The sequence below is a fragment of the Microbulbifer maximicatervae (SeqCode) genome (assembly GCF_056231245.1).
This window is the reverse complement of record NZ_CP174334.1, coordinates 1916466-1939742: the sequence shown is the minus strand read 5'-3', so window position 1 is coordinate 1939742 and position 23277 is coordinate 1916466. Positions and strand designations below refer to the sequence as shown.

Here is a 23277-nt window from a genome sequence, read left to right as displayed (position 1 = left end):
TTTTGGTGTGGCTTAACGACTACAACAGAGACGGCTGGAGCATAGCCTAGGCTGTCCCGTGAAGGGCCAAAGGTCCGCAGCAATCTGCTTGTCACTTGTTATATTTCAATTTCACTGGTGATGTCCATCGTTTCTGTTTCAATGGCGACTGCAGTATGCCCACTAAATTGAACTTGGCTGAGGGCAGTGCCTTTGACAACAGCAAATGAGCCAGAACCTTTAGTTTGCTCAGTTAACAATTTGGCATCTTCTACTGTTGACGAAATAACTAGATGAATAACAAAGTAGCCGTCACCCGTTTTCTTTAACTTATATGGCTTATCTCTAAGCGGGGCTTTTTCAAAATGGTGCTTTACAAGCCAGTAAACTGATACTTTTTCTCCATTCTCTTTTATCTTGGAGTCAATTATCTTACCAGCCCAATGAATGGGTGTGTCGTATGCGGATGTGGCCATTATCAGTTCTGGGCTTGGAGATTCTCCAAAAGCCAGTTGACTTATAAAGAGTAAAGCTAAAAGAATTTTGTTCATAACCTTCCTTGAAATATAACGCTTAGATAACCTGCACTGCAGGCGGTAAAAAAATGACTTGGCATTGAATTTAGGCCGAACTAAAGAGGCCCATTCCTGCAGTGTCTGGTTCATCGCCATGTTGTACATTCCCGCCGGCACTATCTTGCCGAGCCGCCCTCTTTATAAAGGAAATTCCTTTTTTCGCCTTAGACCACACTCTGCCAGTCAACTTTGTAGATTCATGGCACTGCCCACACTCTACCACCAGATCTTGGATTTGCAATCCAGCTGGGAGTCGTTGATCTTTCATTAAACCCACTTGATTACTACATAGATCGTGCTTTTTCTTATTGCACCCAGCATATAACCCATAACTCCGTACCATGTGTTTTCCTATTGGAGGTATGTGCTGCAAGACACGTCTTAAGAACTCCTGAGGCTTTAATCTTAGTCGCTTGCGTCGCTGGTCACGGTGATCAAAATAACGAAATTCCAGCTCCTTATGATCCACGTTTAATATCTGCTTTGGCTTCAGCGGGCCACCTTTGATATATCGTGAAAAATACAGAAGCACTCCTTGTCCATGCTCATATCGATCCTGAATACGAACTGACCATTCTTTGCGATAGCAAGCTTTAAAGAGAATATCAAACTGGCCAATGGGCCAACTGGGAGGCAGCTTGATTAGCCCAGCACGATACTGCTCTAGTAACAGCGCTTGAAACTTTCCCCTATAAAGACTCTTAACCACTCGCACAGGTAATAAATACTCACCTGTTTCTTTCCAGTTTTCTCTTAAAGTCAAACCGCCAGCGGTGATCAGGCAGTGTATATGTGGATGTAAAGTTAACTGTCTTCCCCAAGTATGCAGAGCCATAAGCATCCCGGGGGTTACGCCGTGATAGTCCTTACTTGCCATCAATTCAAATAGCGTTTCTTTACTCGACAAAAAGAGTATATCTGTAAGCTTCTCCTCGTTGTATTGCCATATCGGCAGATACTCATGAGGTATAGTAAAGACCACATGAAAATGTTCTGTATCAAATAATTTACGACGCTGCTGATCAACCCACTGGAGCTGTTTTCTGCCTGAGCAAAGGGGGCAACTTCTATGCCTACAAGAATGATGCTGCTCAGTGACATGGTTGTGCTTACAACGATAATAACTGCTTCCCATCGATTTTGTACGGCATTCTTGTATCGAGGAGATAGCCTTTAAATTTTTTAGTGGTTGCGCAGTTTTAGATAAATAACCACTGTACGCAGAAAATATATTTTGCAATACCCGGTTATGCATTTTCTAAAATGCCTCTTATAATTTAAAAGTGGCACCACTCCCGCGCAGCGGGTTTGTACAACGCCGGTAGCAACGGCGGCTGAAGCGTAGCGTAAGACGTCCAGCCAGCGCGCTTTTTGCGCTGGCGATGTTGCCTACCCTTGTTAAGTGTTTTACTCCGTAGCCCATTGCCCTAAGCCCTCTACTGGATTTGGCAAACGACCAACAAGCCACTCAGCACATGTACCAGGCTTAAATTCTGGGTTATGGCACTCTATTACCCAAGATAGAAACTCGTCAGGGCCACCATTCATATAAGGTGGTGGAGACACCGGGTGAAAGGATGTTGGCAGACGCTCATTGACTGACATGTAGTTCAAAACATGACCAAGCTCCTGGACGGTGTGCCACGCAAATTGATGGTGAATATCAATATCGAATTTCACCCACCAGCAGCCATCTGCTTCTGAACCTTTTCCGATGGCACCACGTATCGCTGGAACTTTCTCAAGATACTCAATTAATTTTGTAAATGCTCTATCGTCCATAATGACACTTAACGTTGCCAGCAAGGGCAGCCGAAGCGAAGCGTAGGCTGTCCAGCCCAGTCTCCGGCTGGGCGATCTTGCCTGGCCTGGTTATGCGTGACCTCGCACTGTGCATAAAATTATTTCTTTCTAGGGCCGCCTGCAAAGTAGCCAGCCAAAATTAGTATGACGGCAATACTAAGCGTGCACCACTTGCTAACACTAGGGCTATCTGAGGGAACAACCTTGTAATAGCCATTTTCCGGTGTAGATTGCACCCAATTCAGCGGGACAAAATCCACTAACTCAGGAATTCCTGTAGCTATTGCTATCAGTGTGTAAACAAAGATCGAAATCCCTAAGTAAAAAATTATCTTAGCCATTCTCAACCGGCCGCATAACGCCTACGATAACGGGCCGCAGTGCAGGCGCGAAGCGCCGGAACGGAGGTCCGAGCCAGCTTGCTGGCGGGCGTTGATTGTATTGTTATGTTTTAGTCGAACTCCCATAGCTCCTGCTCTGTAAGATCTACAATAGAGCCTTCTTTTAGTTTAAAGCCCTGAGAATATGACGTAGATGTTCCGAAAAAGTGGTACTTAGTAATCTCGGCTATTACATTTAAAGCACCGTCTGGGTCTACTTCGCTAAATATTACTAAAGGGTACTTCTTACCGAACACGTCGTACTCCTTTTTTATAGGAGTACGTTCGTAGCCTTCTAGCTCTGACTTAGACTTCGTTTTCAACGATTCTCGTAGCCGAATAAGCTCTGAGTTAATTAGATCTATAGTTTCCATACGTTTTAAACATAACGCCGCCAACACGGGCCGAAATGGAGCTGCGAAGCAGCGGAATGTAGGTCCAGCCAGCTTTGCTGGCGGCCGTGCTTGGCTTTGTTATGTTTTTAAGCTTCATACGTAACCACCTCACTTAGCCACCAATTTAGTTTGTCATCTAGCTGCCATTGCTCAGGTGTTTCAAATGACTTTTGAAAAACTTGGTTCTCTGACTCAATATCGATTGCCTCAACTACCAAGCTACCACTTTTCCAAAGTGTTGCTCTTGCTAGAAGGCCGTTTCCATCGATTTCGATGTATCGAGATTTGACCGTATTCCCCAATTCCTCGGTGATAGAGACGGCATAGTCCCCAGCCTCAAATATTTTTAATTTGGAGGTTTTCCATTGCTCTAAATATGCTAACAACTCATTCATGGTGAAACATAACGCCTGCAGCAACGGCCGTAATGTAGCAGCGAAGCTGCGGAATGGAGGTCCAGCCCCGAAGGGGCGCTGTTGCCTGCATTTGTTAAAGTGCTATTGCTTGAATTCACTGCCTTACCTATTTTTTAATGAAACTATATAAGAGCAAACCAGCGAAGACGCAGGGGTAAACAAAGATAAAGTAATAAATCCCTGTGAAGAAGCCAAGAAGAGGTGCTGCCCATATATCCCGACCAGTAATTGTGTCAGATAGTACTGCGTAAATTGTGGCTATGACCATTGCTAGTATGAGCAAGGCCCCACAAATAATAAACGCTCTACTCGCTGCTCTCCTGATCATAGTTGCACTTTAACAGTTAATTCAAAAGAAGCGTCTTTATATCACCCTTCTATATAATTCTACTCACTTCTTTCAAGATAACCTCAAAAACCCAATAATATCAAAAAGTTAAGAGCTTTGACATAATTCTCAACAGGTAGATATAAAGCAGGCGCTATATATCTACCTGCTTTTTCTGCTCTTTATAACATTATCAACCCTATAAAAATCAAAGAGATAGTTCGTCACCCCCAGAAATAGGAGAAGCTTCTCTTGAATTCTGATATATAGAGCAAGCCTCAACTGTCTTAACCGCCTTTATTCCCGGGTAACTAACCGTGCGCTTAGTCTCAAATAGCTCTATCGCTCTTACCTGGCTTACGCTGCTTAATGACAGGCTCCGTCACCTATTCATCACCTGCTATCTTGCTTTAGGCAGCAAAGCTGAAGCTGGGGGAGGAAGTGGTTATGTCTGCCATGTGCCGTTTAGCCCTTTTGGCAGTAGTTTTTGTAGATCTGATGGGTCAGGGATTGCTGTTCCCGATCATCAATGAATTGGTTATGTCGACAAAATTCCAGTTCCTACCTACTGATACGCCACAATCAACTCGGCACTTGTACTATGGAGTTGTGATCAGCAGCTTCTTTCTGGCGTGGTTTGTTGGGTCCGTATATATCGCCAAACTGTCTGACAATATTGGACGCAAAACTGCCATGGTGCTGTGTTTGGTGGGGGCCATGGCCGGATACGCTATCACTGTCCTCTCTTTGCTAAGCAATAGCCTTTGGCTTCTTATTCTCGGACGAGTGATCAGCGGCTTTACTGCGGGAAACCAACCTATTGCTCAAGCAGCAATGATTGATGCCAGCCAAAGTGAGCTGGAAGCCTCCTAGAACCTAGGGTTATTGGTAGCCGGAATGAGTGCTGGGGCTGTAGCTGGACCGATTATGGCAGGAGTCCTGGCAGACAGGGAGCTATTGGGGAGCATAGCCAGTATCCAACTACCCTTTTACTTTGCTCTGGTACTTGTCGCTATTACTTTGTTTTTGATCCTGACCTTTTATCACGATACCCGGCAAGCCCCGATGCAGCTTAGGCTTCGCTTTCTGGATCTATTTACTCAGTTTATACATCTGAAGGACCGTCCTCGGGTTGTCCGACTTTGCCCTGCCTATCTCTGTTTCATGCTGGTGCATCTCAGCTTTTATATATTTATCACAAACTATTTAAGCAGTAGATTCCAGGCAGGCCTGCTAATAACCAGTATGGCCATGCTGACTATGGGTATTGCGGTGGCAATTTCCAGCCTCTTTATGGTCAAGCCTGTTTTGCCCCGCTGGACTAAACCCCTGGTAGTTACAGTTTCCGCCTTAGTGATGGGAGCGAGCGCGTTAGTCTTCGTATTCAGCAGCCATATTTGGCTATGCTATCTCAGTGTGTTCTTCGCGTACCTTTGCTTTGGGCTCGCTTACCCCGCCCTCTTAAATATATTTGCCAATAGTGTCGATGAAACGGAACAGGGTTGGGTGATGGGAATAGCTACTGCGGGCTTCACGCTGGTAGCAAGCTTGATTTCGCTCGCGGGGGGCATGGCAATGGAAGTTGATACCCGCTTACCGTTTTACATTACAGCAGCTGCATCGATATTAGTATTTGTTTTAATCCGCTGGAGCTGGCGCAAACTCCCTGGCGTAGCATAGTGAAAAATCAGGCAAATAAGTAACCGACCTACTCCGCCAGTGACAACAGACATGGGCCCATCAGGATAAGCTGAAAGGCCCATAACTTTAAACCTCGCCCCTCATTAGTTAATGAATCGCCCGCTCTCTAGCTAATCCACAGTCTACAGGGTTATTTACCTCCACACTTAAATCTAGAATACGGGCGATCCACCATATAAATGGCTCAACCTGACCGCTTAAGGTGCAGCTACCTGTACAAATATCATCAAGCAGCGACTGAACATCGTGAAGCCGCAAGGCCGTGACAGACCTCTGGTTTCTTAGCGTTACTGAGCAAAAAGGAACGTCGTTGACCGAGAGATCGCTCAAGGTTACTTTGCCGCCATCAATTAAAATCCTCACCGGCTCAAACTGTTCAGTAACACTCACGGACAAGCACAAGTTGGGCACGGGGCTGGATAGTCGATTGATATATTCCTGTAAGAAGTTAGAAAAGGCATTTGCCCACTCACCAATTTCAGCGAGGGCTTGCCCCAAATCCATAGCCTCCTCTTTTGCTTCCAGGGATTGGGCATCAACCTCTTTTTCAGCCTCAATGAGAGCTTCCACGGTCCTATCAACATCCTCCCTGGTGTGAGCTGCCGAGCAGATCAACCTCAGGCGGCCACGGCCACTCTCAACTATCGGGTAAGTGACAGCCGAGGTTTGAATACCGCGCTGATAAAGCGCTTGGACTATCCCGTATAGTTTATCTTTATCCTTAAAATGGGGCGTGATAATAGGCCCATCACCCGTTCCCAAGTCGTATCCGGCCTGCTCGAATTTCCGGCGCATATAGCGGGTCGTATCCCACAATCGATCACGCAGCCCATCGTCAGATTTAATCCGACGCAAAGAAGTCAATGCGGCTGCAATATCTGCAGGACTGATAGAAGCCTGAAAGATATATGCCCTGGCTGAGGACCTCAGCAAGTCAACGTACTCCTTACTTGCAGCAACCACACCCCCAAGGCTACCGAGCGACTTACTGAGTGTTGTCATAATAAAGTCAACTTGATCAGTAATACCTTGAGCCGCACAGATACCGGCACCACGCTCACCATAAAAACCGAATGAGTGTGCCTCATCAACTAAGGTTAAGGCGTTGTATTTCTTTGCTGCATGCACGATTTCAGCTACCGGCGCAGCACCTTCCCCCATACTGTAAACGCCCTCGAGCACCACTAGCGTTGTTCGGTAGGGAGATGCTTCAGATTCCAGCACCGACTCCAGATCAGAGGCATTATTGTGTTGGAAAGTTCTGATTTTGGCACCACTGAGACGGGCCCCATCAACAATTGAGGCATGGCAAAGTTGGTCTATAACCACAACATCATCTTTACCTAATATTCCTGCCACCACCCCGACATTGGCCGTATAACCCGTTGGAAACAAGCAGGCTCCAGACTTGCCTACCAAATCAGCAAACTCCGTTTCAAACTGGAGGTGAAGGTCCGTCAGGCCCGATGCCGCCGCTGAAGTGCCCATTCCTGTTCCGAAAAGCTGTACAGCGGATGAAGCGTGCTCGATAACTTCTTTATCTCTATTCAGGCCAAGGTAGAGATTGGTCGTCCAAATAATTGCATCCTGGGTATCATCGTTATAAACATCTGTAACAGTGCCGTGCGTCCCACTACCTGTCCGTAAAACCTTACTGTAAGGATTCCTCTTCTGATTGTTTGCCATGGCTATCACCGCCTGCACCAACTTACTTTTGTCAGAGGCAGACCAGGATGATGCCTTTGCGGCCTGGAAAGTTGGATGGCTCAACTGGAGCTGGGACTGGAAATTAGCCAGCGCATCAATTTCAGATTTGGCAACCTCATTAGCTGACTCACCACTGATCTTACCTTCCGTCAAATCAAGCATATAGCCAGCCAATAGCTTCGGCGTGGGATAATCGAAAATTGTCTGCGCAGATAGGGGGTGTCCAATGCTATGACTCAATCGGCTGGCCAATTCTAATGTTGTCAGCGAATCCAGGCCCTGCTTGTCGAAGGCTATCTCTGGGCGCACAACCTCCGGATTTGGGTGATTCATGATGGAAGCCACCTCACCCTGGATAATTGAAGTAAAAATTGCCTCGCTGTCTACTGATAAATCTGCGAAATGCTCGCCCATTCCACGGCTTCGGTTAATATCATCGTTTGCAGCCAAATTGCTTTCAGTTGGGACGACAAGCTCTCCTTCAAGGAGGGCTAATCGTTTGCGATCCAGCTTATTGTTGGGTAGCAGAGGTAACTCTTGCAGATGCTTGACAAACTGGGGGACCATATATTTAGGAAGGCGCTGTTCAAGAAACTCTTTTACTGCTACTTCGGTAATTGTCTTTTCGCGAGCAACAATATAAGCCACCAGAATCTTCTGCCCCGCCCCGCCATCTATAACGGCAGTAGCGGCAGCATCAACGCCCGGTATAGACTCAATTGCCGATTCTATTTCTTCAAGTTCAATACGATAGCCCCTAATCTTCACCTGGCAATCGGCGCGCCCCAAGTACTCTATTTCTCCATTTGCTGTCCATCGGCACAGGTCTCCCGTTTTATACAAGCGCTGGTCGGAAATTCGGGGATTGGAGGCAGACGGTATAAAACGCTCCTCGGTCAGATGCTCATCATTTAAATAGCCCCGAGCTAGCTTGTCACCAGACAAATACAACTCCCCCTCCCCTCCGGGAGCAACTGGCTCTAATCTCTCATCCAAAATATATGCGCGTGAACTTGAAACCACCCTTCCAATCGTAATTTGGTCGCTATCTGGGCTAACTTCTGAATAAGTTGAGTAAACCGTGTCCTCTGTGGGGCCATAAACATTAACTATCCGCAGTTGTTCAGCCCCCGCATATATTTGCTCAACTAGGGATTGCTTAAGTACTTCACCCCCAAAAATCAGGCAACGCACTCCCTGAGGCAATTTGTCTATCGAAAGTAAAGCCTGAACCGCTGATGGAACGGTGATACAAGTTCGCACCTGTTCTCGAAAGGGAAGTTTTGGCAGCTCCAAAATATTCTTCGACAATATAACTCGGCCGCCCAGAGAAAGAGTCCCGATAATTTCCATCACCGAGGGGTCAAAGCAAACTGAGGTCGAAGCCAAAACGCCTTCTAGCTCTCCATCGCTCAACAGCTCACTCATGGACTTACTGAGAGCGATAAGGCTTCGGTGTTCGATAGCAACCCCTTTCGGGCTTCCAGTAGAGCCGGATGTATAGATTACATAGGCTAAATCACTCGTTTGCGGCCTGGTATGTTCCGGTAGAAACTCCGGTGCCTGCTCTCGCAACTCATCGATCCATAACAGTTCTTTCACGCCAAGGCACAAGTTTGCGTTATCGTCACAGTCGACAATTGCTGCGGCAGCTCTGGAGTGCTCGAGCATATATCGTACCCGCTCTAGCGGATAAGTTGGGTCCAATGGGACATAAGCACAACCTGCACGCATTACGCCAAGTAGAGCCGCGACCAGCTCCCAGGATCGACTCATACAGACTCCAACCAAGGAACCAGGCTCAACTCCTCGATTTACCAACTCAGCGGCAATCCCATCGACCCGTTTCATCAGGCGAGTGAAATTTATTTCTGTGTTGCCATCGACAATAACGACCTGATCAGGATTCTTTAGCTTTTGTCTTTCGATCAAATCGCAAACTGTATCTCCTGATGATACAGCTCCCATTTCTCCCGATTCAAAATCTAAGGACTGGGCGTTATGTTTGTTTATTGAGCTGCACACTGAACATTACCTTTTATACTTATTAAAATCCGAAAACTAACTTTCAATTCATTTCTCTGTCTTTCAAATTTGGTCAAAATTTTCTGTTATTTGAATTACTTGAAAATCAGTTGCTAAATTGGAAGTATGCCGGGAAATAATTTCATAACATTGAACTGGAGCAGTATTTCAGCTACCGCAGTTCCAGGTCATAAAGGAAATTTAAATGAAGGTGGTATTCAGGAAGACAGAAACGCAATTTGGAAACTGATAGTTAAACATCAGTCATAAAATTAAATTTCTGAGGAAAAAAGCCGGTAAGAAGATACCGGCTACCGTTGAATTTATTTCTGTGTGATTGCACCGCTACTACCGAGGCGAGCGATGATATTTTTCAACCTTGTAAACAACTGGGGGATATCTTTACCCATCATTAAATAGAGGCAGGGTACCAATAACAATGAGATCGCTGTGGCAGCGAGTATTCCATAGCCCAGCGAGATCGCCATTGGAATCATAAAGCGCGCTTGCACCGAGCTTTCAAAGATCATCGGCATTAAGCCGCAGAAAGTTGTTATGGTGGTCAATACGATCGGGCGAAAACGCCGCGCTGCCGCTCCCTTGATAGCGCTTTCCAAATCAGCGCCATCATTTCGGAGACGATTGCTGTACTCAATCATTACCAGAGTGTCGTTAATCACAACTCCGGCCAGTGCCACCATACCCAGCAGACTCACCATACTGAGTCCATACCCCATGCCCAAGTGACCAAGTAACGCACCGATCACACCAAAGGGTATCGCCACCATTACGATCAACGGCTGTACGTAACTCTTTAAGGGAATTGCCAATAGCAAGTACAGCACCGCCATCGCAAGGGCAAAGGTCATCGCCAGGCTTGCCAGCCCCTCTCGCTCCTCCGCTTGGCGTCCCTCATAAGAAACACTTAGGCCGGGGAATTCAGCTTTCAATTGGGGGACCACACTTTCATTCAGCTCATTAATGACGAGTGTCGCTTGGTCACTGGGCTCCACATTGGCGGTAATTGTTGTAACCCTGCGGCCTGCCCGGCGATTAATCGTGGCATAGGCGCGCCCTTTATCAATTTTTACCAGATCTGGCAGGGGCATCCAAAGTCCATTGCTGGCCCGGATCATAATGCTATTCACATCATTGATATTGGCTCGCTCATCCTCAGGCAAACGTACCATGACCTTCACCTGATCCCGGCCACGCTGTTGGCGCAGGGCCTCAGCCCCGTACAACGCTGCCCGCAACTGGCGACCAATATCCTCCGCAGACATGCCCAAACTTTTGGCCGTTTCAGTCAGCGTAAGGTCCAACTGGGTTTTACCGAGGGAAATACCGGGATCGATATCACTGACATTCGGGAATTTCTCCAACTCATCCCCTAAACGTATCGCAGCTTGCTCCAAGGTATCCGTGTCAGTATGGCGAAGCTCCACGGTTAACGAGGAGCCAGCGCCGGGACCGCCACGGTCAGAAGCTGTTGTTGCGCTAAGGGCACCGGCAATAGGCCCCACTTCCTGGCGCCAGGCGCGAATAAACTCACCGGTGGAAAAAGGACGCTCATCTGCGGGAACAAAGAAAGCGTCCACCATAATCGCGTCATCGCCCATCAAACCGCGAATCCCCAGGAAGACCTTTTCTTTATCGTATTGCTCGAGCACCTTATCGGCAGCAGTAATAATCTGCGAGCGCGCTTTTTCCAGCTGGGATTGGGCCGTTCCGGTGGGAAAGGTGACGGCAAAGCGACCGGAGTCACGCTCCACCCTGGGCATCAAGGTGAAGCCCATACGGCCGCTAGCCGCATAGCCGCCAACCACCAGCAGCGCCGCTACCGCCACGGCAATAGTGGTGTAGCGGTGCTTGATACATATATCAAGGAAGGGTCTAAAGCGCTGCTGTACAAAACGATCCAATCCCCGCGCCAGCATTTTCTGCCGCGCAGCAAAGCGGCGCGCCCGGCGACTTTTATAACCGCGACGAGAGTGGGCCAAGTGACCGGGCAAAATAAACAGGGCTTCCACCCAGGAAATAATAAATACCGAGCCCACCACAAAGGGAATCACACCAAAGATCTTGCCCATAAAGCCGGGTAAGGCCATCAGTGGAAGGAAAGCGACAATATTAGTCAGGATCGCAAATGTGAGCGGTACCGATACCTGGCGGGCACCGGCAACGGCAGCCTCCAGATTGCTGTAGCCTTTTTGTCGCCACTCGTGGATATTCTCACCGGCAATAATTGCATCATCCACCACTATTCCAAGGGCGATAATAAAGGCAAACATACTTACCATGCTGATGGAAATATCCAGCCCAGGCAGGAATAGCAATGCCCCCAGGAAGCTGGTAGGAATGCCCAGTGTTACCCAAAAAGCCAACCGCAATTCCAGAAAGGCTCCGAGCACAACAAATACTAATAAGAGCCCGATAAAACCGTTCTTCAGCAGCAGGGTCAGACGCGCTTTGAAAATTTCCGAGTCGTCATCTCGAACTGTCAGGGTCACCCCCGGAGGCAGGCTTGCCCTGACCTCATCAACGACTTCATGGGCAGCCTCACTGACACTCATTGGTGTCTGGTCGCCCACTCGGTAGATCTTGATGCTGATAGCTGGCTCGCCGTTAAACACCATATTGCGCGCTTCTTCCTCAAGCGCATCGCTGATATTGGCAACATCCTTTAAATAAACGGCACCGCCACCAATACCTTGGGCAATAACAATATCGCCAAACTCACGAGCCCAATCGCGGCGCTCGGTCACCCGGACCAATATCTCCCCCGCATCAGACTTAACACTGCCGCTGGGAATATCTACCGCTGCATTTTCTACGATGTTTGCCACTTCCAGCAGGGTAAGCCCATAGCGACGCAGGTCATCGCGGCGAATCTCGATCGCCACTTGCAAGTCCCGCATCCCCCGCGCTTCCAGCTGGGTAATACCACTGTGTGCTTCGAGCTTATCGTAAACCTGCATCGCCAACGCACGCAGGTTTTGCTCGGTAAGATCGCCGTGCAATACCAGATCCAGCACATCCCGTTTGCGCTCGGCCAGACTGACCTGGGGCTGCTCAATATCTGTGGGGAAAGTGGTAACGGAATCGATAGCCTGCTGAATATTCTGGTACACCAGGGCAGCATCAGCATCGCCTTCCAGCTCCAGGGTTAAAGAGGCACTACCCTCATTGGCCCTCGCGGTCATCTCTTTGATACCTACCAAGCCCTGCACCGCCTGCTCGGCAGCCACCAGTACACCGCGCTCGACTTCCTCAGGGCTGGCACCGGGATAGGAGATGGACACGCTCACAGTATCCAGGCTGAATTCCGGGAAGACTTCCTTTTTAACGATGGTCGAAAAAATCAAACCACCAATCAAGAAGACCAACATCAACAAATTGGCAGTTACGTGGTTGCGCGCCATCCAGGCGATGGCGCCCGTGCGGGTATCGACCTTATCTTTGGATCTATTCTGCTCAGTCATCTGCGCCCCCAGCGTTGGGTCCACCGGGGCCGCGTCTTGGCGGGCGTTCCGCAGAGGCAGCCGCATCTATCGGCGGACGCTGCTGGCGATTACTGTCTCCGGCAATTCGCACCGGCATGCCTTCAGTAACGGTTACCAACCGGGTCGTCACTAAGGCTTCTCCACCGCTGAGCCCCTGCTCCAGGACTGCAAAGTCGCCGCTCATATAGGCCACTTCTACCGGCAGAACCGTGGTGCGGTTCTCGCGAACCACCCACACATTGTTGCCGTCTTGCAACGCAGTGAGGGGGATTCGCACACGTTCATCCTCACTTTGGGAAACGATCTCTACTTTCGCCAGATCGTTGAGAAGCAGCTGCGGCTGGGACGGATCCTGGACGGAAAGCGGGTCTTCCAGCTCTACCAACACACTGGCGAGACGACCCTGCTCTTCCAGTACCGGGATAACCCGGACAAACTCACCGCGGCGGTAGACGCCCTGCGGCCACTGGCTGCCATAAATTCGAACTTCAACATCACCGCGTCCGAGCCGGTGCAGTTGTGACGCGGGAATCTCAACGGCTATCTGGAAACGGTCGGCACTAGCGAGGCTGTAGAGAGTATCACCCGGAGAGACGCGATCACCGACGTCGGCATCACGCTCAACTACCAGGGCATCAAATGGGGCGCGAATCTCGGTAAGCCGAAGATCGCGTTTAGCCAAGGCCACATTTGCCTCTGCGGATTTTACTGCCGCCTCTGCTGCTGCTCTCTGAGGCTCGCGCAACACCAGAGCCTTATCCGTTCCAGACAGGGCTGTGCCGAGAAGCTCGTATTCCTCTTGAGCAACTTGCTGCTGTCCTTGCTCCTGCTGCAATTCAGCACGGCGTTCGGCGAGGGCACTCTGGGCAGTCATCAGGGCCAACTGGTAGGGCTCCTGATCAATACGCAACAGCACCCGCCCTTTTGGCATTACGGCTCCGGGGCCCAGATCATAGTCGAGCCATTGCACCTGCCCCTGTACCTGAGGCTCCAACTCCGCTAACTCACGGGCACTCACTTTACCCAGCGCGCTCAGAGTTACAGGAAAACGACCCTGCTCAGCAACAGCTACATCGACTGTCGGCGGAGGTGATTTGCGTTCACCGCGACTGACCGACGGTTTTTCCCGCATCATCCAGTTGAAGGCCAGGAATGCCAACACCACCAACACTATGGGGATCAGCAGGCGCCAATTGAGTTTCTGCAACATCAGTTATTTCCCTCCAGGTACAACTCCAAATCCACTGGCTCGGGGGCTGGAAGATCCGCCTGGGGGATCCCGCCGGAAAGCGCGCGGTAAAGTACTACTCGGTTTTCAATCAGTTCGCGCTCGGCAGACAAGATTTGTCGCGCCAAACTCTGTTGTTCACTCGTCGCGGTCAACACATTGAGGAAGTCGATGGTTCCCCGCGCATAGGCGCGGCTTTGGCGCAGAACCAAAAGGTCTGCGAGACGCTCACGCTCACGTAGATGGTTAAGTCTCTGCTCGATCAGGCTCTCTCGAATCAAGGCCTGCTCTACTTCAGACAAGGCTTCATTGACTGCGCTGCGGTAGAGCGCCCAGCGCTCCTGCAGAACGGCGTCCTGTTGCTCCCGGGCTGATGCCAAGGCGCCACCATCAAAAATCACCCCCTCAATGGAGGCTGCAATGGCCAAAAGCCAGTTTTCAGTCACATCGCTAATTAAACTGGTGCCATTGCTGGCTACCGCAGACAAACTAAATACGGGCAGTCGATCGGCCCAGGCCTCATCGGCTAAGTGATAGCCCTGTAAAAGGTCTCGCTGCGCCTCAACGACATCCGGGCGGCGCAATAGCAATTGCGATGGCACGCCGGTCTCTGGCAGGGCTGGTAAGGCAGGCAACTCGGCCTGTTCGTGAATAATGCTGCTAAGTTCCTCGACATTGATACCCAAAAGCACCGCTAACTGTACTTTTAGAGTTTCGGCATCCGCTTCCGCCTCATCCAGTTCCTGCTGTGACTGCTGGACCAGCTGCTGTTGCTGCAAAACATCGGCTGCACCTGAGACGCCGCGACCAAAGCGCAGTTCCAGAACCTTCAGGCTTTTGCGATTGATCTCCAGCTGTTGTTGCAGCAAATCCCGCTGCCCCCACTGCTCCCGCAACTCCAACCAGGTAGCTGCCACCTCGCTCGCCAGGGTCAAGGCTGCCGTCTGTAAATTCTGTTCCTGGGCCAGGTAAGCCGCCTCTGCTGCACTGGCACCGGCACGGACCCGCCCCCAAAGGTCCACTTCATAGCTGGCGGCGATACGGGTACTCCAACTATTGCCCTCCGCAGAGGGATCGGTGAAGTCGCCGGAAGAGTAGCGCTGCTCAGTATTTTCAATACTGGCGGTCAGTCTTGGCCAAAGGCCCGATCGCGCTCCCCGCGCGGTGGCTGCGGCCTGCTCCAATCGCCAATAGGTAGCCTGAATATCCGGATTATCTTTCAGTGCCAGCTGTACCAAATTGTCCAACTGCGGATCTTCCAAATCTCGCCACCAGCGCAAACTCGGTGCGACAGTGCCCGATGCACGAAAAGATTCTGGTAACCCCAAATTTTCATCGGGTTGAATGGTCTCAATTGGCTGCGAACTACAGCTGACAAGCAGCGGAACACAAATTGCCAAAATACGGTAAAAGGACAAGGAATATCACCGAAATTAAACGTTTAATCATAAAAAATAGAGATTTATTGCGTGCATTATCCGCCCCCCAAAATCGCTCGCAATGCGTTTTACTCTTGTTTACAAAGCATGCGTAAAATCAGGCAAAAAATTGCTGCCCGCAGGAGTGCCGAAAACCGAGTACTTCGGTATGATGCGGCACACTAAACTGAATAGTCATCGGGGTTTGACGCGGAGCTTATCCAAAAAGTCTCCCCTCTGTACAAAGGTGCTCGGCCTTCTTCAGCCGGCCCTCTTGGACGCTCCGGTGGAATTAATAACGGAAGTAGAAGAGACAAACCATGAGTAAACATCAGCCACTCGCCCATTGGGACGATATTTTGCTGCTGGACCAACAGCTGACCGACGAAGAGCGCATGGTGCGCGACACGGCACGTGAGTACTGCCAAAGCAAACTGATGCCCAGAGTTCTCGAGGGTAACCGCCACGAAATCTTCGATCGTGAAATCATGAACGAGATGGGTGAATTGGGCCTGCTCGGTTCCACCATCGAAGGCTACGGCTGCGCCGGTCTCAACTACGTTTCCTACGGCCTGGTGGCGCGCGAAGTTGAACGCGTTGACTCCGGCTACCGGTCCGCCATGAGCGTTCAGTCCAGCCTGGTTATGCACCCGATTTACGCTTACGGCAGCGAAGAGCAAAAACAGAAGTACCTGCCCAAGCTGGCTTCCGGCGAATGGGTTGGCTGTTTTGGCCTGACCGAGCCCGATGCGGGTTCCGATCCCGGCGGCATGAAAACCCGCGCCAAGAAAGTCGATGGCGGCTACCGCATCAGCGGCTCCAAGATGTGGATCACCAACAGCCCAATCGCCGACGTTTTCGTTGTTTGGGCGAAAGATGACGACGATATTATTCGCGGCTTCGTGCTGGACAAAGGTATGGAAGGCCTCTCCGCACCGAAGATCGAAGGCAAGTTCTCACTGCGCGCCTCCATTACCGGCGAGATTGTGATGGACAATGTGTTCGTTCCGGAAGAAAACAAGTTCCCGGAAATTGGCGGACTGCGCGGCCCCTTCGGCTGCCTGAACCGCGCTCGCTACGGTATCTCCTGGGGCGCCATGGGTGCCGGCGAGTTCTGCTGGCACGCCGCTCGCCAGTACGGCCTGGACCGCACCCAGTTCAATCGCCCTCTGGCTCAAACCCAGCTGTTCCAGAAGAAATTGGCGGACATGCAGACCGAAATTACCCTGGGCCTGCAAGCCTCCCTGCGCGTAGGTCGCATCATGGATGAGAACAAGCAGTTCGACCCCACCATGATCTCCCTGGTGAAGCGCAACAACTGTGGTAAAGCACTGGATATCGCGCGTATTGCTCGCGATATGCACGGCGGCAACGGCATCTCCGACGAATTCCACGTAATTCGCCACGTGATGAACCTGGAAGCTGTAAATACCTACGAAGGTACCCACGACGTACACGCATTGATCCTCGGCCGCGCCCAGACCGGCCTGCAAGCGTTCGTGTAAAACACGTCTAGTTCGATGCTCACGGTAGTTGCCGTGGGCATCGCCCTTATCCCATTACTTCTTATCTCCTTACTTCTACCTCGCCCCCCAGGTTGGTAGCACAAAACCATTAAACTAAAGTTCGGAATAATCACACAAAAAGGCGGCGCATAGACTGTGGAGCAGTATTAAATTATTACCCACACCAAGCAAAGTACTGCACCGAAAAAAAACGTTTGGATTTAAAGTAATAATAATTGAGAGCAGGCCAAAACTCACTGCGACCATTTACGCATCATCGAACCGCGAAATAAGTAAAGACAGCCCTCAGCAATTATTAAACTCTCAATAAAGGTATAAAAAGGAAGTTTTGGGGAGCGCGGAAAGCCCAAACAGAGAGCCCAATAAGCTGAATAAAATTATTACCCCTCCCCTAACTTCCCTCCACATCAACAATCTCCTGCCCCGGATTTCGATCATTTAATTTCACTACACAAAGAGCAATACCCAGCAACACGACAAAAGTCGCTACCCACTCGACAAATGTAAGATATTCACCGAGGATAATTGATGAGCCGATTATTCCCACAATAGGAACCAGCAACCCAAATGGTGAAACGCAGGCAGAGGAATAGCGACGAATTAAATCACCCCATAAAATATAACCAACCAATGTCACCATGCACACTTGGTAAACAATTGAAAACCAACTGGCCGTATTCGCCTGAAAAAAGAAAACCCAGGGAGTATGGCTTTCATAAAATATCGACAAAACCAAAAGAGGTACTGGCGGTACCAATGAAGCCCACACCATTAAATGAAGTAAGTTAACTCCTGGCATCCTGCGGAATACGATATTCGCTATCGCCCAAGACAGCCCCGCCCCCATAATAAGGATAAATCCCACTATCGTTGTCGACCCACCTTTATCGGCATAGTAGAAGAATACAGAAAACCCTACAGCCGCTATTACCAAACCCAAGCACTGCTGCATATTTATCTTATCGCCAAACAGCATTGCGAATAGTAATAGGGTGAATGGCACCTGCGACTGCATTAGCAGTGACGCTACACCCGCTTGAATATCGGCCTTCATGGCGTAGTACATCAACCCCAGAGAGAGAAACTCTAAGAAGAAGCCGAGCGCAACAACATTGAGGATCGAGGTCTTGGGGAATGGACAAAAGAAAACCAGAGGAACAGCGACGAGGGTGAAGCGAACCGAAGCCAATAACATTGGCGGGAAGTCGGCCAGCGCCACCTTGGTTATCGGGTAATTCAGTCCAAAAATTGAGACTGCCAGCAAAGCTAACAGTATGCTTTTATACGGCATCTCTACAGCCAGTGAACAATGGACGTAACCAAAGGGTAGCAGCCTCTATTAGTCTTCTGCGCCTAATGGGCCCTTTGTCATTGTTTCAATAGCTCCCTGGTACCCATCTATTGCGGCGCCTCACACTTCTCACCAGTAGATCGCTGCTCAATTCCCTTTGCGTAGACAGAAGTGCTATTCTCCCCTGCCCGCCAATCTCTGGATGTAACGATGATATGGATGAGCTGCTGCACTGGTTTGAATTGATCGGTATCGCGGTCTTTGCCTTCAGCGGCGTACTCGCCGCCGGCCACAAACAGATGGATTTATTTGGTGCCGTGGTACTCGCCTGCGTCACCTCTATTGGCGGTGGCACCGCCCGGGACATTATTCTCAACGTCCCTGTATTCTGGCTTGAGCACACCTATTACCTGTGGATCGCCTCAATTACCGGTGTAGTAAGCTTTTACCTGATACGCTATCTAAAGGTCCCTATGCGCCTGCTAATGGTGGCAGATGCCATTGGACTCGCCGTTTTTGTGGTGCTCGGAACCCAGAAAGTACTCGAACTGGGCTATTCCGCGACCATCGCAATCGTGCTCGGCGTAATGACCGGTACTTTTGGCGGGGTGATTCGGGATGTGCTGTCCGGTGACATTCCACTTTTACTCCGGCGAGAGATCTATGCCACCGCTGCCCTTACCGGTACGGCCATACTCGTTGCCTTGGACAATGTAGGGTGGCTACCCCATGAGCTAGTGGTGGCTATTGCTGTATTTGTGACCCTAGCGATTCGCCTCGCGGCATTGCGCTGGAATATCTCCGCGCCAGTGGCACGCTTCGGCAAGCACTGACCGTTCAAAGGCCTGGAACCATAAACCACTACTTAATAGCAGTCACAGGAATAATCTAAGTGCAAAAAGCCCGATTGCGCATACTCCTCATTATTCTCATTTCCATGGTGATTGGAGCCTGTGAGCGCTCGACAAACTCTGCCCAAACCGGTCAATCCCAGCAAAAACAATACGCTCGCCTGGTAGCAAAGCCCTGCTGGTTCAAAACCGATGAAACCTGGCCTTTCACCCAGTGTTTCATGATGGAGGTGCCGGAGAATTATGCCCACCCGGAAAAGCGCAAAATCCGCTTTCCGGTCGTACGCTTCCGTGCCACAAACCCCGATCCCAAGAAAATCCCCCTACTCCATCTAGGCGCCGGAGGCCCCGGAGCCAGCATGGGGTTAGAGCCCGAGAACGCCAGCGATTGGTTGTGGCTTAACTATGCCGCCATGACAGTAGAAGACGGCCGGGATCTCTTTGTTATAGATCCCAGGGGCACCGGTATGGCCCAGCCACGCCTCACTTGCAGCGAGTTTATCGAAGATGCCGATACCGCCTTCCGGCGCAACCTGTCTCCGGAAGAAGAGGCCCGTGTTTTCTCTTTCAGTATGGAGCGCTGTTACAGTCGCCTGAGCAAAGGTGCCGACTTGGCCCAGTACAACAGTTCTGTGATCGCCAGGGATGTAGAAGAGCTGAGAAAAACCCTCAAACTTGATAAATTCGATCTCTACGGGGTGTCCTACTCCTCCCGCTACGCCCTGACTGTGGCCCGCGACTTCCCAGAGTCAGTGCGCACCCTGGTGCTTAACAGTGCGGTCTTCCCCAATATTGTCTACACGCAGCAGCTCCCACAGGACTCCCTGGCGGCCTACGAACGCGGCCTGAAGCATTGCATCGAAGACGAGAAATGTAACAGTCGCTATCCCAATTTGCGCCGCAGATTGGAAAACCTGATCCAGACCTTAGACGAAGAGCCGCGCACCATTCCGATCAAGCACCGCTACTCAAAGCAAAGCTATCCCTTTGTGCTTACTGGACAGCGCTTGCTGAGAGTTCTATTCCAGGCGCTGTATAACGAAAACTTCTACAGTGAACTGCCCAAGATGATCGAGGGCCTGGAAAATGAGGGCGATGAAGGGCTACAGCCGGCCCAGGATGCCATCGCACACTTTATGGAGATCGTACTGGACCCCTACTTTGGGGATGCAGCCGGCGTTAGCCACTTCTGCTATGAAGAGGCCCCCTTTGTCGATTTTGATCAGGCCAGGGCCAACGCTGCAGACACCGGCATTCTCGGCGGGGCCGTGCGATCAGATTTAAATTTGCTGCAGCTACAATGCCGCATCTGGGCAATCCCCTCTGCTCCTCTCACTGAGTCAGAAGCCATCTCCACCCCAGTTCCAGTGATAGTGTTACACGGCGGCCTGGATCCGGTACTGGCTGCAGATGATGTCGATATCGCACGCAAAGAGCTACCGAATCACCAATGGCTGCTATTTCCCAACCTGGCTCACGATATTATTTCCGCAAGCAACTGCGCGGAGCGGGCTGTAGCGCGCTTTCTCGACAACCCCGCCGAAGATCAAACCGAAACCACCATGACTTGCCGCAAAGCAGAGCTGGCAGACCAGATTTCTACCGAAGAAGAGTCTGAGTCCCAGCAAGAAGCCGAACAACAGGCCGTTGAACCCCAAGCAGCAGAAGTCCCAGCCCCGGAAAGCGGCCAATAACCAAAGACAACAGCTGAAGTTACACGACAAAAGCGGTATCAAGGATTGAGGAGAGGCCGATGGAGAGCAACAACAACCCTGCCCTGATTGAAGTTGCGGATTTGGTAGAGCTCAAAAAGACCGGCGAACCTGTAATATTGGACTGCCGCTATAGCCTGGCGGATCACGATAGTGGTGAGCGGGACTATCGGGCTGGCCATATTCCCGATGCCCATTACGCCTGCCTGCACCGTGACCTCTCTGCCTCCGTGCAACGCTACGGCGGCCGCCACCCAATGCCGAGTGCTGCACAGTTCCAGGACTACGCTCGCAATCTGGGAGTCGATAGTGACACACAGGTAATCGTCTACGACGACACCCGCCTGGGTTTCGCTGCCCGTGCCTGGTTCCTGTTTTTCTTCTTTGGCCACAAGAAAATTGGCATTCTGAATGGCGGTCTAAAAGCCTGGCTCGATGCAGGGGAAACATTGGACACAAGCGAGCCCACTCGATCCAGGCAAGGAAACTTCAGTGCACAACCAAAAGAAAATCTCTTGGTTCATTACGAGACCATCAAACAAAACCTGGGTAAAGCACCCTGGCAGTTAGTAGACGCCCGGGACAGTCAGCGCTTTGAAGGAATTGAAGAGCCTATCGACCCGATTGCCGGACATATACCCACCGCCATCAACCAGCCCTGGCAAAACATTACTGACAAAAACAATGGCAAAGTGAAATCTATTCCCGAACTCAAAGAGCAATTCGGCAACTTGGCGGACAGCAAACCACTTCTCAATTACTGCGGCTCCGGAGTTACTGCCTGCGTTAATTTCTATGCACAATATTTAGCTGGTCGCCACGACTCACTACTCTATCCAGGGAGTTGGAGTGATTGGTGTTCGCATCAGTGAAGATAAAATAGGAGTCATGGAACTTAAATACAGCAGTGCGAGAAGGCTCATGCGAACTGTAGATATAAAATAAAGCTAATAAGCCAGTTACAATTTTTACTATTGCTTATATGCCCAGCGAATCCCCCATCTCCAAATCAGAACACTCCTGCATGGGCGGTAATTGGGCTATTTGATGCTTATTCAGTCGGGCACCAGAGAATTCGCAACGATTTTTACACATAAAGATTATAAAATTAGTTAAACCGATATCCACCAGCACCTCTTTACCGCATAACATGTTAGAGGAAGCCTCCTCATAACACCCCGCCGCTCTGCACTTTATAAGGTGTAAACATGGGTACGCCAACGATCTGAAAGACCTAGGGAACCAAATCCATTCGACAGAATCTTCCGCCGATAATATTCACGGAAGAAATTAAAAAAATCCTGCTTGTTATTAAAACAGTACTCTCCATGGTTAGGGTCAAAAAAAGTGCACTGTTGAGCCATCCCAGCGGGTCCAATATAGAGAGAAACAGCATGGGCCGCCGAAAAGTGCCCAAAGACTTTACCTGACACAGTAATTATTACGTAATGATCGTTTAATTGATCTAATGATGCTATTAAAAAATCGGTCATTGATAAAGGCTGAGCTCCAGGATTAACTATTTGAATACTCGAATCTTCTCCAAGCCCAGGTACTGGATATACTCCACGCTCTCTCAGCCACGCCCCTACATTATTCATATAAGAATTATCTTTATCATGTGCCCACCCCCACTGAGACTTGGCAACACTTCTTAATTCACGAATATTTAGAGAGCGAAGTCGAGTGAATGTAAATGGACCTGCTCCAACTTTCCACTTTCCATACAAGCCCAATTTGCTTGATAGAGATACCCCTTCAGAAGCCCTACAATGTATCCAATGTGCAGTTAAGGCTCCACAAATGCCAAACGTGCTAAATCCTGCATAGTGCACCCAAACTCTTAGCGAACTCTGGGAAAAACCCCAAATTTTTTGCCCTCGATGACGCTCGGCAATTGTACTAACACGCATACAAGCAACCTCCCAACAGACAATTAAAATCCAAAAATCATCTATTTTAATTCGAACAAAAACCTACAATAAATACTGATCCGCACCTAGCCAGAGGCTTTTACCTACAAGGACTGATAACTCTCTTAGAAAATGGGGTGCGCAGATTGACACACTCTTATATTTACGCCAACCCAACAACAATAAAATAGGTCAATCAATCCTTTACCCATTGACTCAAATGAACATTGCCAAATTGATCAACATCACCAATTTTGGACTTTTAATATCTCTTTATAACCAATTATGACAAGCAACTACTCACAGCCCAATACCCGCACAGGATCTAAGTAATTCCAATATCAGCAAAATTTACTTCTCTAACACTCCCTTTCCCAGACTTAACGCCCACTATATCCAGCGCACTGTTAAAACAGTAAAAGTTAAATATGCCAAACCTGAAATAATGAATTTGGTTATATGGAAAGAATTGCGCCTCCATGGCTTTAAACCACACTTACCCCTTACCGGACAATTTTCCACCCTC

The 23277-nt window shown here is 49.7% G+C and carries 17 protein-coding genes; 6 read left to right on the top strand and 11 right to left on the bottom strand.

Annotated features, from left to right (window positions below; translation table 11 throughout):
* Nucleotides 1-98: 98 nt before the first annotated feature.
* The 5 genes from ACJJIS_RS08380 to ACJJIS_RS08360 all read right to left on the bottom strand — a co-directional run bounded on the left by ACJJIS_RS08380 (nucleotide 99) and on the right by ACJJIS_RS08360 (nucleotide 3527).
* A complete protein-coding gene (locus ACJJIS_RS08380; protein WP_475709992.1) occupies nucleotides 99-530 on the bottom strand; it encodes a hypothetical protein in 432 nt (143 codons plus the stop codon).
* Between the two features lie 70 nt (nucleotides 531-600).
* On the bottom strand, nucleotides 601-1809 hold the full coding sequence (locus ACJJIS_RS08375; protein WP_444913297.1) for an IS91 family transposase: 1209 nt from the start codon (nucleotides 1807-1809) through the stop codon (nucleotides 601-603).
* Between the two features lie 152 nt (nucleotides 1810-1961).
* Nucleotides 1962-2336 (bottom strand): hypothetical protein, encoded by a 375-nt coding sequence (locus tag ACJJIS_RS08370; protein ID WP_475709991.1) that lies wholly within the window; start codon nucleotides 2334-2336, stop codon nucleotides 1962-1964.
* Nucleotides 2337-2808: 472 nt separating this feature from the next.
* Nucleotides 2809-2994, bottom strand: a complete 186-nt coding sequence (locus ACJJIS_RS08365; protein ID WP_475709990.1) for a hypothetical protein — start codon at nucleotides 2992-2994, stop codon at nucleotides 2809-2811.
* 224 nt (nucleotides 2995-3218) lie between these two features.
* On the bottom strand, nucleotides 3219-3527 hold the full coding sequence (locus ACJJIS_RS08360; protein WP_475709989.1) for an immunity protein TriTu family protein: 309 nt from the start codon (nucleotides 3525-3527) through the stop codon (nucleotides 3219-3221).
* A gap of 796 nt (nucleotides 3528-4323) precedes the next feature.
* Between ACJJIS_RS08360 and ACJJIS_RS08355 the strand changes: the two genes are divergently transcribed.
* A complete protein-coding gene (locus tag ACJJIS_RS08355) occupies nucleotides 4324-4749 on the top strand; it encodes an MFS transporter (RefSeq protein ID WP_475709988.1) in 426 nt (141 codons plus the stop codon).
* 24 nt (nucleotides 4750-4773) lie between these two features.
* The gene (locus tag ACJJIS_RS08350; protein WP_475709987.1) at nucleotides 4774-5556 is read left to right on the top strand and encodes an MFS transporter; all 783 of its coding nucleotides are present in this window, start codon (nucleotides 4774-4776) and stop codon (nucleotides 5554-5556) included.
* Nucleotides 5557-5664: 108 nt separating this feature from the next.
* On the opposite strand, the gene ACJJIS_RS08345 is transcribed toward ACJJIS_RS08350, so the two are convergent.
* The 4 genes from ACJJIS_RS08345 to ACJJIS_RS08330 form a co-directional block, all read right to left on the bottom strand.
* Nucleotides 5665-9216, bottom strand: a complete 3552-nt coding sequence (locus ACJJIS_RS08345) for an amino acid adenylation domain-containing protein (protein ID WP_475709986.1) — start codon at nucleotides 9214-9216, stop codon at nucleotides 5665-5667.
* Between the two features lie 416 nt (nucleotides 9217-9632).
* Entirely contained in the window at nucleotides 9633-12791 is a 3159-nt protein-coding gene (locus ACJJIS_RS08340) for an efflux RND transporter permease subunit (RefSeq protein WP_475709985.1), read from the bottom strand.
* A complete protein-coding gene (locus ACJJIS_RS08335) occupies nucleotides 12784-14022 on the bottom strand; it encodes an efflux RND transporter periplasmic adaptor subunit (RefSeq protein WP_444908035.1) in 1239 nt (412 codons plus the stop codon). The genes ACJJIS_RS08340 and ACJJIS_RS08335 overlap by 8 nt, the downstream gene beginning before the upstream one ends.
* Entirely contained in the window at nucleotides 14022-15458 is a 1437-nt protein-coding gene (locus ACJJIS_RS08330; RefSeq protein ID WP_475709984.1) for an efflux transporter outer membrane subunit, read from the bottom strand. Before ACJJIS_RS08330 ends, ACJJIS_RS08335 begins: the two co-directional genes overlap by 1 nt.
* A gap of 320 nt (nucleotides 15459-15778) precedes the next feature.
* On the opposite strand from ACJJIS_RS08330, the gene ACJJIS_RS08325 reads away from it, so the two are divergent.
* Nucleotides 15779-16963 (top strand): acyl-CoA dehydrogenase, encoded by a 1185-nt coding sequence (locus tag ACJJIS_RS08325; RefSeq protein WP_282932536.1) that lies wholly within the window; start codon nucleotides 15779-15781, stop codon nucleotides 16961-16963.
* Between the two features lie 412 nt (nucleotides 16964-17375).
* Here ACJJIS_RS08325 and ACJJIS_RS08320 read toward each other — a convergent pair whose 3' ends face one another.
* Nucleotides 17376-18275, bottom strand: coding sequence for an EamA family transporter (locus ACJJIS_RS08320; RefSeq protein ID WP_445361659.1), 900 nt, complete (start codon nucleotides 18273-18275; stop codon nucleotides 17376-17378).
* A 215-nt stretch (nucleotides 18276-18490) separates the two neighbouring features.
* Between ACJJIS_RS08320 and ACJJIS_RS08315 the strand changes: the two genes are divergently transcribed.
* Genes ACJJIS_RS08315 through ACJJIS_RS08305 form a run of 3 tightly spaced genes read left to right on the top strand, consistent with a single transcriptional unit; the run spans nucleotide 18491 to nucleotide 21710 of the window.
* The gene (locus ACJJIS_RS08315; RefSeq protein WP_413662328.1) at nucleotides 18491-19108 is read left to right on the top strand and encodes a trimeric intracellular cation channel family protein; all 618 of its coding nucleotides are present in this window, start codon (nucleotides 18491-18493) and stop codon (nucleotides 19106-19108) included.
* Between the two features lie 59 nt (nucleotides 19109-19167).
* Nucleotides 19168-20820 carry an alpha/beta fold hydrolase gene (locus ACJJIS_RS08310; RefSeq protein WP_444897035.1) on the top strand — a complete coding sequence of 551 codons (1653 nt, stop codon included), beginning with the start codon at nucleotides 19168-19170 and terminating at the stop codon, nucleotides 20818-20820.
* Nucleotides 20821-20879: 59 nt separating this feature from the next.
* Nucleotides 20880-21710 carry a sulfurtransferase gene (locus tag ACJJIS_RS08305; RefSeq protein WP_475709983.1) on the top strand — a complete coding sequence of 277 codons (831 nt, stop codon included), beginning with the start codon at nucleotides 20880-20882 and terminating at the stop codon, nucleotides 21708-21710.
* A 321-nt stretch (nucleotides 21711-22031) separates the two neighbouring features.
* On the opposite strand, the gene ACJJIS_RS08300 is transcribed toward ACJJIS_RS08305, so the two are convergent.
* Complete coding sequence (locus ACJJIS_RS08300) at nucleotides 22032-22751, bottom strand: YopT-type cysteine protease domain-containing protein (protein ID WP_475709982.1); 720 nt, start codon at nucleotides 22749-22751, stop codon at nucleotides 22032-22034.
* Between the last annotated feature and the right edge of the window lie 526 nt (nucleotides 22752-23277).

Coding starts and splice junctions, on each gene's coding strand:
- ACJJIS_RS08315 (WP_413662328.1), top strand. CDS start 18,491: ATGGATGAGCTGCTGCACTGGTTTGAATTGATCGGTATCGCGGTCTTT.
- ACJJIS_RS08305 (WP_475709983.1), top strand. CDS start 20,880: ATGGAGAGCAACAACAACCCTGCCCTGATTGAAGTTGCGGATTTGGTA.
- ACJJIS_RS08335 (WP_444908035.1), bottom strand. CDS start 14,022: ATGTTGCAGAAACTCAATTGGCGCCTGCTGATCCCCATAGTGTTGGTG.
- ACJJIS_RS08375 (WP_444913297.1), bottom strand. CDS start 1,809: ATGCATAACCGGGTATTGCAAAATATATTTTCTGCGTACAGTGGTTAT.
- ACJJIS_RS08370 (WP_475709991.1), bottom strand. CDS start 2,336: ATGGACGATAGAGCATTTACAAAATTAATTGAGTATCTTGAGAAAGTT.
- ACJJIS_RS08360 (WP_475709989.1), bottom strand. CDS start 3,527: ATGAATGAGTTGTTAGCATATTTAGAGCAATGGAAAACCTCCAAATTA.
- ACJJIS_RS08340 (WP_475709985.1), bottom strand. CDS start 12,791: ATGACTGAGCAGAATAGATCCAAAGATAAGGTCGATACCCGCACGGGC.
- ACJJIS_RS08300 (WP_475709982.1), bottom strand. CDS start 22,751: ATGCGTGTTAGTACAATTGCCGAGCGTCATCGAGGGCAAAAAATTTGG.
- ACJJIS_RS08350 (WP_475709987.1), top strand. CDS start 4,774: ATGAGTGCTGGGGCTGTAGCTGGACCGATTATGGCAGGAGTCCTGGCA.
- ACJJIS_RS08320 (WP_445361659.1), bottom strand. CDS start 18,275: ATGCCGTATAAAAGCATACTGTTAGCTTTGCTGGCAGTCTCAATTTTT.
- ACJJIS_RS08355 (WP_475709988.1), top strand. CDS start 4,324: ATGTCTGCCATGTGCCGTTTAGCCCTTTTGGCAGTAGTTTTTGTAGAT.
- ACJJIS_RS08325 (WP_282932536.1), top strand. CDS start 15,779: ATGAGTAAACATCAGCCACTCGCCCATTGGGACGATATTTTGCTGCTG.
- ACJJIS_RS08380 (WP_475709992.1), bottom strand. CDS start 530: ATGAACAAAATTCTTTTAGCTTTACTCTTTATAAGTCAACTGGCTTTT.